The sequence below is a fragment of the Ralstonia sp. NFACC01 genome (genome assembly GCF_900115545.1).
Taxonomy (GTDB): domain Bacteria; phylum Pseudomonadota; class Gammaproteobacteria; order Burkholderiales; family Burkholderiaceae; genus Ralstonia; species Ralstonia mojiangensis.
This window is the reverse complement of sequence record NZ_FOWV01000006.1, coordinates 324,369-336,398: the sequence shown is the minus strand read 5'-3', so window position 1 is coordinate 336,398 and position 12,030 is coordinate 324,369. Positions and strand designations below refer to the sequence as shown.

The 12,030-nt window shown below is 63.6% G+C and carries 12 protein-coding genes; 6 read left to right on the top strand and 6 right to left on the bottom strand.

What is annotated here, in order from left to right; translation table 11 throughout:
* Positions 1-83: 83 nt before the first annotated feature.
* Entirely contained in the window at positions 84-1,529 is a 1,446-nt protein-coding gene (locus BM136_RS17685) for a helix-turn-helix domain-containing protein (protein ID WP_175537160.1), read from the bottom strand.
* 269 nt (positions 1,530-1,798) lie between these two features.
* Here BM136_RS17685 and BM136_RS17680 point away from each other — a divergent pair, with 269 nt between their 5' ends.
* From BM136_RS17680 to BM136_RS17660, 5 genes are all read left to right on the top strand, one after another.
* The gene (locus BM136_RS17680) at positions 1,799-3,322 is read left to right on the top strand and encodes an aldehyde dehydrogenase family protein (RefSeq protein ID WP_254775693.1); all 1,524 of its coding nucleotides are present in this window, start codon (positions 1,799-1,801) and stop codon (positions 3,320-3,322) included.
* 17 nt (positions 3,323-3,339) lie between these two features.
* Positions 3,340-5,061, top strand: coding sequence for a choline dehydrogenase (betA, locus tag BM136_RS17675; protein ID WP_092973545.1), 1,722 nt, complete (start codon positions 3,340-3,342; stop codon positions 5,059-5,061).
* Positions 5,061-5,870, top strand: a complete 810-nt coding sequence (locus BM136_RS17670) for a TorF family putative porin (RefSeq protein WP_092973543.1) — start codon at positions 5,061-5,063, stop codon at positions 5,868-5,870. The genes betA and BM136_RS17670 overlap by 1 nt, the downstream gene beginning before the upstream one ends.
* A 65-nt stretch (positions 5,871-5,935) precedes the next feature.
* Complete coding sequence (locus BM136_RS17665; protein WP_092973541.1) at positions 5,936-6,238, top strand: CBU_0592 family membrane protein; 303 nt, start codon at positions 5,936-5,938, stop codon at positions 6,236-6,238.
* Between the two features lie 246 nt (positions 6,239-6,484).
* Positions 6,485-6,913: a hypothetical protein gene (locus BM136_RS17660; protein ID WP_092973539.1), complete on the top strand. Its 429-nt coding sequence runs from the start codon at positions 6,485-6,487 to the stop codon at positions 6,911-6,913.
* A 78-nt stretch (positions 6,914-6,991) separates the two neighbouring features.
* Here the strand turns inward: BM136_RS17660 and lipA are convergent, their stop codons facing one another.
* The 3 genes from lipA to BM136_RS17645 all read right to left on the bottom strand — a co-directional run bounded on the left by lipA (position 6,992) and on the right by BM136_RS17645 (position 9,244).
* A complete protein-coding gene (gene lipA, locus BM136_RS17655) occupies positions 6,992-7,993 on the bottom strand; it encodes a lipoyl synthase (RefSeq protein WP_092973537.1) in 1,002 nt (333 codons plus the stop codon).
* 42 nt (positions 7,994-8,035) lie between these two features.
* Entirely contained in the window at positions 8,036-8,725 is a 690-nt protein-coding gene (gene lipB, locus BM136_RS17650) for a lipoyl(octanoyl) transferase LipB (RefSeq protein WP_092973535.1), read from the bottom strand.
* 159 nt (positions 8,726-8,884) lie between these two features.
* Positions 8,885-9,244 (bottom strand): DUF2917 domain-containing protein, encoded by a 360-nt coding sequence (locus BM136_RS17645; protein WP_092973533.1) that lies wholly within the window; start codon positions 9,242-9,244, stop codon positions 8,885-8,887.
* A 150-nt stretch (positions 9,245-9,394) separates the two neighbouring features.
* Between BM136_RS17645 and BM136_RS17640 the strand changes: the two genes are divergently transcribed.
* The gene (locus BM136_RS17640) at positions 9,395-10,357 is read left to right on the top strand and encodes a transcriptional regulator GcvA (protein WP_092973781.1); all 963 of its coding nucleotides are present in this window, start codon (positions 9,395-9,397) and stop codon (positions 10,355-10,357) included.
* A gap of 71 nt (positions 10,358-10,428) precedes the next feature.
* Here the strand turns inward: BM136_RS17640 and BM136_RS17635 are convergent, their stop codons facing one another.
* Both BM136_RS17635 and BM136_RS17630 read right to left on the bottom strand, forming a co-directional pair.
* Positions 10,429-10,728 carry a YbeD family protein gene (locus tag BM136_RS17635; RefSeq protein ID WP_092973531.1) on the bottom strand — a complete coding sequence of 100 codons (300 nt, stop codon included), beginning with the start codon at positions 10,726-10,728 and terminating at the stop codon, positions 10,429-10,431.
* A 20-nt stretch (positions 10,729-10,748) separates the two neighbouring features.
* Positions 10,749-11,951, bottom strand: a complete 1,203-nt coding sequence (locus BM136_RS17630) for a D-alanyl-D-alanine carboxypeptidase family protein (protein WP_092973529.1) — start codon at positions 11,949-11,951, stop codon at positions 10,749-10,751.
* Positions 11,952-12,030: the final 79 nt, after the last annotated feature.

Genomic DNA, 12,030 nt, shown 5'->3' with positions numbered 1-12,030 from the left:
CGGCCCTCCAGACGTGCCGGAAAAAACGTGGTGGATTGGAAATGTCAGGGGTTGACGTTCGCGACGTCAGCTGACGCCGTGGGCTAGGACGTGCCCGCCTCGGGCACCAAATTGACCACGGCGATCATGTGCAGCGGTGCCTCTGTGGCCGGGTCGCGTGCCAAGGACGTGGTCATGTGCACTGGCATTGCCGAGCCGTCCCCCCGTACCAACTGCAGCGTGAGCGCATACTTGGGCACCGACCCGGCGAGCAACTCGCCGTATTGACGCAGGTGGCGTGCGAGGTCACTGCGGTGTGTGAGGTCCAGCAGCGTGCGTTGCTGCAGCGCCGCTTCGGACTGGCCCAGCAGCGTGCATAACCACGGGTTGGCGCTCAGGCAGCGGCCTTCCAGGCTCACCTGCGCGATACCGATCGGCGCTTGCTCGAACAGTGTGCGCAGCTTGGACTCACTGTCGCGGAAGGCGGCTTGCGCTTGCACTTCCGCGGTAATGTCCTGCGCCGCGCCGATCATCGTAGGCGTGGCCGCAGAAGGGTCCTGCGCTTCGCCTTCCTCACGAAGGTGGCGGCGCGAGCCATCGGGCAGGGTGATGGTGTATTCGACGCGATACGGCTGTCGTGAGGCCACGGCCCGGTCCAGTACGGCCTGCACACGGGCGCGATCTGCGGGAACGATGGCGTCCAGATAGCGCACCATCGTCACCGGCGTGGATTGCGGCGCCCAGCCGAAGATGCGGTAAGCCTCATCCGTCCAGCGGCAGGCGTCGCTGCCGGGTTCCCAAATCCAGCTGCCGAGGTGTGCGATCTGTTGCGCCTTGGCCAGGAGCGCCTCCGAATCACGCAACGCGGCTTCGGCCGTGTGGCGCTCCGTGGTGTCCAGGCTCAGGCCGATCATCTTGACCGGGCGGTCCTGCGCATCACGCACGAGCGTTGCGCGCGAGACGATCCAGCGGACCACGTCTGGCGCCGGCGCAATGCGGAATTCATGCTCGTAGACGCCCCCCGCACTCAGGTTCTGCGAGACCGCGGCCTGCACACCGGGCACGTCCTCGGCGAGCACGCATTGCCAGAAATCTTCCAACGTGCGGATCGGCCGGCCAAACAGGCGCGCCACATTCGGCGAATAGGCGACCGCGTCCGTCAACAGGTTCCACTCCCACGTGACCACGCCGGAAATCTCCTGCGCGAAGGTCATGCGCGCCTCGCTTTCCATGATCGCGGCGATGTGCTTTTGGCGGCCTTCGCGGGCGCGGGCGTCGGTCGTCAGGCTCGCTTCAAGGTCGGCCAGGGCGCGGTCGCCGTAGCGCAGCCAAAGCCAGTTCACGTTCAGGAAGCGGGCCAACGCCAGCAGGTTGGCGTATTCGATCTCGCCGCCACGCGTCCATTTGTGGACCGCCGAGGGCGACACGCCTAGCGCTGCCGCCACTTGCTTGAGCTGGATGCGGCCGCGTGTCAGCACACCTTTGAGGCGGCCGGCAAAGCTGTCGTCATCAAGCGGGCCGTCGGACGGCGGAAGTGCTGCGGCGGTCATGGGGGCGGATTGACTGGAAGTGATTCGCGACAGTATAGCGCGGCATAAATAGGAGAAATTTATTGAATATCTGTTGTGTTAGGTCATAACGATTGGCCCGAAGCAACTAATTTTTCCTAGACTAGTCCAAAATTCTCCAAAGGTAAATAAAAACACCATCAGTGAATTTACGGGTCGCCGCACTGGATTGGCGTCTGACAAGACGCCACCGTGCCGGCATTTCGGGCGCCGACTTCTTTGTGCGCCCACCATCCATAGGGGTACTGGATATGACGCAAGCTTCCCTTTCCACCGATTTCCGTTCCGCCATGCTGGCTCCTCGTCTTGATCTCTACATCGACGGTCAGTGGGTGCAGCCCGAAGGCGGCGTGTACCGCGACATCGTTGATCCCGCCACTGAAAACGTCCTGACGCAGGCCGCCGACGCCTCCGTGGCCGATGCGCAGCGCGCCATTGCTGCCGCCCGCCGAGCATTCGACGAGGGCCCGTGGCGCCAGACTGGCGCGCGCGAGCGTGCGCGCCTGCTCAACCGCATTGCAGACGCCATCGACGCCGACGCCGAGAATCTCGCGACGCTCGAATCGCTCAACACCGGCAAGACCATTATCGAAAGCCGCTGGGACATGGACGGCATTGCTGCGACGTTCCGCTACTTCGCGGGCTTGGTCGCCACGGAATCCGGCCTAATTAACGAGGCTCCGGACACCGTCATCAGCCGCACGCTGCGCGAGCCGGTGGGCGTATGCGGCCTCATCACGCCGTGGAACTACCCGCTGCTGCAAGCCGCATGGAAGATCGCGCCGGCGCTGGGTGCGGGCAACACTGTCATCGTCAAGCCGAGCAACCTGACGCCGCTGACCTCGCACCGCTTTACCGAGCTGCTGGTTGAAGTTGGCCTGCCGGCGGGCGTGTTCAACCTCGTCACGGGGGCGGGTGAAGCCGGTGCCGAGCTGTCGCGCAATCTGGACGTCGACCTCGTTTCGTTCACGGGTGGCGCGGTTGCCGGCGCGGCGGTCATGAGCGCGGCCATCGGCAACTTCAAGAAGATCGGCCTGGAGTTGGGCGGCAAGAACCCGAACATCATCTTCGACGATGCGGATTTCGATACCGCCGTCGATTACGCAGTCAACGCGGCGTTCTTCCACGCGGGCCAGGTGTGCTCGGCCGGATCGCGCCTGATGCTGCAAGACGGTATCCACGACCGCTTAGTCGATGCGCTGGTCGAGCGCGTCAAGCGCATCCGCGTAGGCAACGGCTTTGCTGAGGGTACGGAGATGGGGCCGGTGCAATCCGCCTTCCAGCGCCAGAAGATCATCAACATGATCCAGGCGGGCGTGCAGGAAGGTGCTGTGCTGCGCTGTGGCGGCAAGGTGCCGGAAGGCGATGCATTCCAGCGAGGCTTCTGGCTCGAGCCGACCGTGCTGACCAACGTGCGCGACGACATGAAGATCGCCACCGAAGAAATCTTTGGCCCGGCGCTGACCGTTGAGCGCTTTTCCACCGAAGAAGAAGCGGTGCGCCGCGCCAACGCCACGCCGTTCGGTTTGGCCGGCGCTGTGTGGACGGCCGACCTGAACCGCGCCAACCGTGTGACCCGCGCACTGCGATTCGGCACCGTGTGGGCCAACGACTATCACCCGTACTTTCCCGAAGCGCCGTGGGGCGGCTACAAGGCCAGCGGCATCGGCCGTGAGCTTGGCCGCGGTGGCCTGGACGAATACACCGAACTCAAGCACAGCTACATCAACCTCGCTCCGCAGCCGATGGGTTGGTTCGGTGCGGACGCTGAGTAAGAACGGGAGGGCATGTTTTGACCACGAATACCGCACAGGAATACGACTACATCATCGTGGGCGCGGGCTCGGCTGGCTGCGTGCTGGCTGCGCGCCTGACTGAGGATCCGGACGTGACCGTGCTGCTGCTCGAAGCGGGCGGCCCCGACCACCGCTGGGATTTCCGCACCCAGATGCCGGCGGCGCTGGCGTATCCGCTGCAGGGCACCACGTACAACTGGGCCTACGAAACCGAGCCCGAGCCGCACATGAACAATCGCCACATGTCGCAGGGCCGCGGCAAGGGGCTGGGCGGCTCATCGCTCATCAACGGCATGTGTTTCATTCGCGGCAACGCGATGGACTACGAGCGCTGGGCGAGCGATTTTCAGTTGGACGACTGGACCTATGCCGACTGCCTGCCGTACTTCCGAAAATCGGAAACGTATGACAAGGGCGCCAACGACTGGCACGGCGATGCCGGCCCGCTGCAGGTCACCACGCCCAAGCACGACAACAGCCTGCTGTTCCACGCCTTTATCGAAGCCGGTGAGCAAGCCGGCATTCCGGCCACGGACGATCTGAACGGCTACCGCCAGGAAGGTCTGGGGCCGATGGATCGCACCGTGACCGCCAAGGGCCGCCGTGCCAGCACATCGCTGTGCTACCTCGACAACGCGCGCAAGCGGTCCACGCTGACGGTGTTGCCGCGCGTGCTGGCCGATCGCGTGATCTTCGACGGCACGCGTGCCGTGGGCGTCGAGGCGCTGATGGATGGCAATCGCGAAACGTGGCGGGCGCGCCGTGAGGTGATCGTCACCAGTGGTGCCATCGCGTCGCCGCAGTTGCTGCAGCGCTCGGGCGTGGGCAATGCCGACGAGCTGCGCGCCCTGGGCATCCACTCGGTGGCACATCTGCCCGGCGTGGGCGAGAACCTGCAGGACCATCTGGAGATGTACATCCAGTACGAGTGCCTGCGCCCGGTGTCGATCTACGAAAACACGCTTTGGTACAACAAGCCGAAGGTCGGGCTGGAGTGGTACATGCACGGCACGGGTCCCGGCGCCAGCAACCATTTCGAGGCGGGCGGCTTCATCCGCAGCGATGACAGCTTCGAGTGGCCGAACATTCAGTACCACTTCCTGCCGCTGGCCGTGAACTACGACGGCAGCAACCCGGTGAAGATGCATGGGTTCCAGTGCCACGTGGGTTCGATGCGTTCGCCATCCACGGGCTACGTGAAGCTCGCTTCGCGCGATCCGCGTGATAAGCCGCGCATCCTGTTCAACTACATGGCGCACGACGTGGATTGGCGCGAGTTTCGCGCTGGCGTGCGGATCACGCGCGACATCATCGCGCAGCGTGCGTTCGATCAATATCGCGGTCGCGAAATCAGCCCCGGGCCGAGCGTGCAGACCGACGCCGAGATCGACGCCTTTGTGCGAAGCCATGCCGAGACCGCACTCCATCCGTCTTGCACCTGCAAGATGGGGCCCGCAGACGACCCGATGGCCGTGGTCGACAACGAAGGCCGCGTGCACGGCTTGGAGGGCCTGCGCGTGGTCGACGCGTCGATCATGCCTCGCATCGTTACCGGCAACCTGAATGCGCCGACGATCATGATGGCGGAGAAGATCGCCGACCAGATTCGCGGTGTGGCCCCGCTCGCGCGCTCGGATGCGGCGTTCTATGTGCATGGCAAATCGCCGCTGCAGGCGCCGGCCAAGCCGCTGGTCGCCAATGAACTGGTGGTGGCCTGATGCGCTGGCGCAAGGTCGCGACGATGCTGGGCGGGGCGGCGGCGTGCGCTGCTGCGCTGCCCGCACCGGCAGCGGAAGTGCCGGCCGGCGAGGACAAGCGCTGGTCGGCCAATACATCGGTTGTCTCGCAATACGTCTCGCGCGGCCTGCGCCAGACATGGGGAAAACCTGCCCTGCAAGCCGGCGTTGATTACACCGCGCCAAGCGGTTTCTATGCCGGTGTGTGGAGCTCCCAAGTCAGCGATCACGTCATCGCAGGCGCGCATGCTGAGGTTGATACTTACCTCGGCTATGCCGCCACCGTTGCGCCTGGCGTCGAGTTGACCACCGGGCTCTATCGCTACTGGTATCCCGGTGCACGCTACGACAAGGCTATCGGCGGCGGCCCTGCCACCGGCTACGACTACACGGAATGGATGGTTGGCGCCGGCTGGCGCGGCGTGTCGGTCAAGCTATGGACCACGCTGTCGAACTACTTCGGCTTCGATGGCAATTCGCTGGCTGACGGCATCGACCGCGGCAGCCGCGGCTCCACTTACGCCGAAGCCAACTGGGCTGTGCCGTTGCCGAATGACTTCACACTCGGCCTGCACATCGGCCATGAGCACGTGCGCAACCACAGCGCGTTCAGTTTTACCGACTACCGCATCGAACTCTCGCGGCCCATCAACAAGTTTCTGACGCTGTCTGCTGCTTTGACTGGTGCCGATGCATCGGCCTATGCGCATCAGCTCTCCGCGCGCAACGGCACGGATCGCATGACGCTCGGCCGACGCACGGTCGCACTCAAGCTGACGGCCACGTATTGAGCGGCAGGCGACGGCGCTCTACCCACAACCCTTTTTCTACAACCTCTGCTTTCAAAGCACACACCATGGCCTCCCTGGGTTTTACCGACGTTGTCGGTCTGGTCGGCGTCGCCGCTTATGTTTCTGCGCACTTTGGCGTGCAGGTCCTGCATAAGCCGCCGACCGGCGCATTCGCCGTTCGCCTCAACCTGCTTGGACCGATTTGCATCCTGATTTCGCTGATGGGCTCATTCAATCTTGCGTCGTTTCTCACCCAGTTCTTCTGGCTGGCGCTGACGTTGATGGGCTGGTGGCGCAATAAGCAGGCGGGGCGGCCGGTAGCGGAACCCACTGGCGCACCACGCCCGGGGCATCCAGCGCAGCAGTAGGTTCGCCGCTCACGGTTAAAACCGCGTCGACGTACGCGGTTTTTTTGCGGGACCGATTTGAGGATCGCCGCGAAAGATGTGCCTCAAGAGTCCCTTTTTTCGGTACAGGTGCTGAACAATTGTTGATGCATGAAGAACAGTATTTTCTTCAATTGAGTATTTATTCGTCGTTGGCAACGATCTATTCTGATCACAAGCGCAACGAACTGAGCGCAACCGAATATCCAGACAGATCAGGAGCCCATCATGAACACCCGTCTCGCAACCGCTTTCTCCCGTAACGCTCTGCTGGCCCTGGTGGCCACGGTTTCGGCTTCCGCCGCTCTGCTGTCGGCCCAGCCGGCCGCCGCCGCCGTCCAAAGCAGTGCTGATCCGTACACCCAGGGCGCTGCCGCCAAGTACGACGTCTACACGCAGGGTGCGGATCGCCAGGCTGATACTTATGGCTATCTGTCGTGGAAGAACGACCGCTTCGATCCGTACACCCAAGGTGCTGTCGGCAAGGCTGACCCATACACCGATGGCGCAATCGCGAAGGCCGATCCGTACACCGACGGCGCTGCCGCCAAGTACGACGTCTACACGCAGGGTGCGGATCGTCAGGCTGATACCTACGGCTATCTGTCGTGGAACGGCGATGCCTCGTATCCGAAGGATGCCGCTTCGCGCGCCTGATCGAACCGCATCAAAGCAAAAGGGCCTTGGGGTGCAACCCAAGGCCCTTTTTATTTGTGCAGCGTTCCTGCTTCGTGATTAGACCACGCCGGCTTCGTGTGCCTGCTGATCCGCGTGGTACGAGCTGCGCACCATGGCGCCCACGGCCGCGTGCGTGAAGCCCATCTCGTACGCCTTCTCTTCGAACATCTTGAAGGTGTCCGGATGCACATAGCGCAGCACCGGCAGGTGGTGGCCCGACGGCGCCAGATATTGGCCGATCGTGAGCATGTCGATGTCGTGCTCGCGCATGTCGCGCATGACTTCCAGGATTTCCTCATCGGTCTCGCCCAGGCCGACCATCAAGCCGGACTTGGTCGGCACGTTCGGGTTGCGGGCCTTGAAATCCTTCAGCAGCTTGAGCGAGTGCGCGTAGTCCGCACCGGGGCGGGCCTGCTTGTACAGGCGGGGTACCGTTTCGAGGTTGTGATTCATCACGTCGGGCGGGCATTCCTGCAGAATGTCCAGCGCCTTTTCCAGGCGGCCGCGGAAGTCCGGCACCAGCACTTCGATGCGCGTGGCCGGCGACAGGGCGCGCGTGCGCGCGATGCAATCGACGTAATGCTGGGCGCCGCCGTCACGCAGGTCGTCGCGGTCGACGCTCGTGATGACGACGTAGTTGAGCTTGAGTTCAGCGATCGTCTTGGCAAGGTTTTCCGGCTCGTTCACGTCGAGCGGGTCTGGGCGGCCGTGCCCGACGTCGCAGAATGGGCAGCGGCGCGTGCACTTGTCGCCCATGATCATGAACGTGGCCGTGCCCTTGCCGAAGCACTCGCCGATGTTCGGGCAGCTGGCCTCTTCGCACACCGTCACGAGATTGTTGGCGCGCAAGATGTCTTTGATTTCGTAGAAGCGCGAGTTGCCGGTGGCGGCGCGCACGCGAATCCAATCCGGTTTCTTGAGCTTCTCGGCCGGCACGATCTTGATGGGAATGCGCGCGGTCTTGTCGAGCGACTTCTGCTTGGCCGTCGCGTCGTACGGCTTGTTCGACGGGGTGGCAGGGGTGGCGACTTCAGTGGCGCCAGCGGCGGAATCGGTCATCGTGTTCTCCGCACGGGCTTGCGGCTCGTGCATTTCAGGGCGCTATGCAGTAGCGGCCTCGGCGGGATGCGCTTGCGCGCGTTGCTGCAATTGGGCGACCAGCGCATCGGCCAGGTCGCGGGAAACGGTTTGCCAGTCGTTCGCATCGACGGCGCGTCCGGACGCATCACGGGCGCCGGCGGTCACCATATCGACGGTTTCCAGGCCGGCATAGCCACACGGGTTGATCTGCGTGAAGGGCGACAGGTCCATCGCCAAGTTCAGGCTCACGCCGTGGTAGCTGCAGCCGTTGCGGATCTTCAGGCCCAGCGCGGCAATCTTGGCGCCAGCATGCGGCCCGCTCGACAGGTAGATGCCGGGGGCGCCAGCCTTGCGTTCGGAGGCGACATTATACGTGGCGAGCGTCTCGATGACGGCCGCCTCGATGGCGTCGACCAGCGCCTTCACGAACAGCCCGCGGCGGCGCAAATCCAGCAAAAGGTAAGCGACGACTTGGCCGGGGCCGTGGTAGGTGATCTGGCCGCCACGATCAACTTTCACCAGCGGGATGTTGCCGGGAGCCAACAGATGCGCCGGATCGCCGGCCAGGCCGAGCGTGAACACCGGCGGGTGTTCAACCAGCCAGATCGTGTCGGGCGTATCGGGGCCCCGCTGCGCGGTGAATGTCTGCATTTCGTCGAAGCAGGCGGCGTAGTCCTGCAAGCCGCGCTCGACGATGTCAATCGGAATCATGCCCGCGAGTGTAGCGCAGGGCTGCTAACGGCGCCCCGCGCCTTTGCCCGCTTCGGTCGCAGGGTTGCGCAAAAAAATGCCGGCGCGATGGGAGGCATCGGCGCCGGCGTCGGCTTTTGCGGCAGATGCCGCAAAGGAGGCTAGGAACAGGTTTCGGGCTCAGGCGGCCACGACCGGCGTGTCGGCGTGCTCGTTCCAGCCGAGTGCGGCGAGTGTGTGGCGCCATCCGTTGGTGACGTGCCACGGCTGGCGCGGCATGTGGCCATCGGTGGCTTCCACGGCCAACGCGACTGGGCCGAGGGCTTTCGGGTCCACCGAGACGACGATTTCTTCACCGCGTTTCACGGCAACGGTGCCGCCCGCGTGCAGCCATTCGTCGCCGGCTTTGTTTTCGTGTGTGATCCATACGTCGTGCCCGTAGGCTTCTTCAACGCGCAGATTCTGGTTGGCCGGCATGCGCAATGCCACCACTTCGCCGGGCTGCAGAGTGAATACAATTTTTGTTAGTACAGCTTTCATGATCGGCTCCTTCACGGCAGTGGGATGGGGCCTTGCCGTTGAAGGAATTCTAGGCGCTTGGTTGCCTTGTACCAAACGATATATATTGCGTTTCTTGATAGCACGGCTCACATAAAAACCATGTCGCGCTACGAAAATCCGGAGGGAAAGATGACCGAAATCCGCGAACCGATGCGCTTGCCGTCACTTGGCGCGCTGCGGGTGTTCGAGGCGGCGGCCCGCTATGAGAGTTTTTCGCGTGCGGCGACGGAGCTGTTCGTTACGCACGGCGCCGTCAGCCATCAGATGCGCACCCTGGAGGACGAGCTGGGCGTGCCGCTGTTTGAGCGGCGCGGCAAGCGCGTCATGCTCACCCACGCGGGCCGTGCCTACGCCGATCGCGTGCGCGAGGCGCTTGACCAGATCGCCCAGGCCACGCACCAGCTGCGCGCCGGCAACCGCGACAACCGCCTAGCCATCAGCACGATGCCGTCGTTTGCCGCGCGTTGGCTGACGCCACATATCGGCACCTTCATCGAGCGCCATCCCGAGTTGGAAGTGGAGCTGTTCTCCAGCCCTGCGCTGGTCGACTTTGGGCGCGAAGAGATGGACGTGGCACTGCGCATGGGTTCGGGCAACTATCCGGGCCTGTACGTGGAAAAGCTGCTCGACGATGTGTTCTTTCCGGTCTGCAGTCCGTCGTTCAACGGCGGGCGCCTGCCGCGTACGGTGGCCGAGATGGCGACCATGACCCTGCTGCGCAGCGAGGGTGAGGATTGGGAGCCATGGTTCGAGGCTGCTGGCGTCTCAGGGTTTGTGGAGCCGCGTGGCGGGCTGATGTTCCAGGACTCGTCGCTGCTGTTGCAGGCAGCGGCGGCGGGCCAGGGTATTGCGCTGATCCGTCCGACGCTGGCGTTCAACGAATTGCTGGCCGGCCGCGTGGTGCGCCTGTTCGAGACAACGACACCGTGCCCGTGGAACTACTACTTCGTCTGCCCGCACAGCGCGCTGCAGACGCCCAAGATGCAGGCGTTCCGCGCGTGGCTGCTGCCGGAGATTGCGGCGTTCAAGCTGAAGCTGGCGCGGTTGATGGATGACAACACGGTCTGCCTGGGGCACGTGGCCAAAGGCTGACGCGGTATCGCCGCACAAAACAAAACGCCCCGGCATGACCGGGGCGTTTTGCTTGGCTGCACAGAGACGCGTTACAGCACGATCTTCACCATCGGGTGGCTCGTAAGCGCCTGATAGAGCGCGTCGAGTTGTTCGCGGCTCGTTGCACGCACGATCACCGTCAGGCCCAGGTAATTGCCGCTCGAAGACGGGCGTTTTTCGAGGCGCCCTTCGTGGAACTCCGGATCGTGCAGGCGCACCACCTCGACAATGGTGGCGGCAAAATCGTCATGCATCGGACCCATCACCTTGATGGGGAAATCGCTCGGGTACTCGATGAGCGACTGTTCGGGCGGAATGTGGCCCGGCGGTGTGGTGTGAGAGGAGGTCATGTCGAAGTAAATGGGGGTGATTACTTCTTTTTAAACCACAGCTTGACCGCGTCGATCGTGCGGCCGACGAAGCCGGCTTCCGGCACTGCTTCGAGCGCCACCACCGGGAACTCCGACACCACGGTCGAGCCGTCCATCACCTTGACCGCGCCCAGTTGCTGGCCCTGCGCGATCGGGGCGATCAGCGGGTCCTTGCGCTCCAGCACCGGCTTCAGGCGCGCACCTGCGCCCTTGGGCACCGTGATCCACTTGTCTTCCGGCACGCCCAGATTCACGCTCTTGGCCTGACCCTTGTACACCTCAGGCGTCTGCAGTGCTTCCTTGGCCTTGTACAAGCGAACCGTATCGAAGAACTGATAGCCGTAGTTCAGGACCTTCAGGCTCTCCTGTGTGCGGATAGCGTCGCTCTTGGTGCCGACGATGACCGACAGCAGACGCCGGTTCGCGCCGGGCACATCCGGCAGCGGACGATTGGCCGAGGTGACGAGGCAGTAGCCGGCCGACTTGGTGTGGCCGGTCTTGCCACCATCGACAGTCGGGTCGAGCCACAGCAGGCGGTTCCGGTTGGACTGCTTGATGTTGTTATAGGTGAAATCCTTCTGCGAGTAGAACTTGTAGTCCTGCGGGAAATCCTTGATCAGCGCTGACGTCAGGATCGAAAGATCACGTGCGGTCGAGTAGTGATTCGGGTCGGGCAGGCCCGCGGCATTCATAAAGTGCGTGTTCTTCATGCCCAGGCGCTCGGCTTCGCGGTTCATCAGCATCACGAAGTTGGTCTCGGTGCCGCCGACGGCCTCGGCCAGCACCAGGGCTGCATCGTTGCCCGACTGGATGATCAGACCTTGCGTCAGCTCACGCACCGAGGCGGGCTTGCCGGCTTGCAGGAACATGCGCGATTCGTCGGTCTTGACCGAGCGCACGGTCTCGGTGGGCGTGATCATCTGGTCGTACTTGAGCTTGCCGTCGCGCACGGCTTCAAAGACCAGATAGGCCGTCATCAGCTTGGTGAGCGAGGCGGGCTCGATGCGTTCGTCCATGTTCGCGCCGCCGAGCACTTGGCCGCTGGTCACGTCAGTCAGCATCCACGAGCGGGCCGCGACTTGCGGGGCGGGCACTGGCTGCGCCATGGCGGGCAGTGCGGTGACCAGCACGGCGGCTGCCACAGCGGTTGCGGCGGCGGAATGGAAGGCGAGGGGCGTGAAATGGGCGAAGCGGGTCTGCATGTCGGGTCCTGCGGTCTGCTTGGAGTTCAATGGCGCCGTGCACCGGGGGAGGCACGGCATCCGGAAAAATCAACGGGTT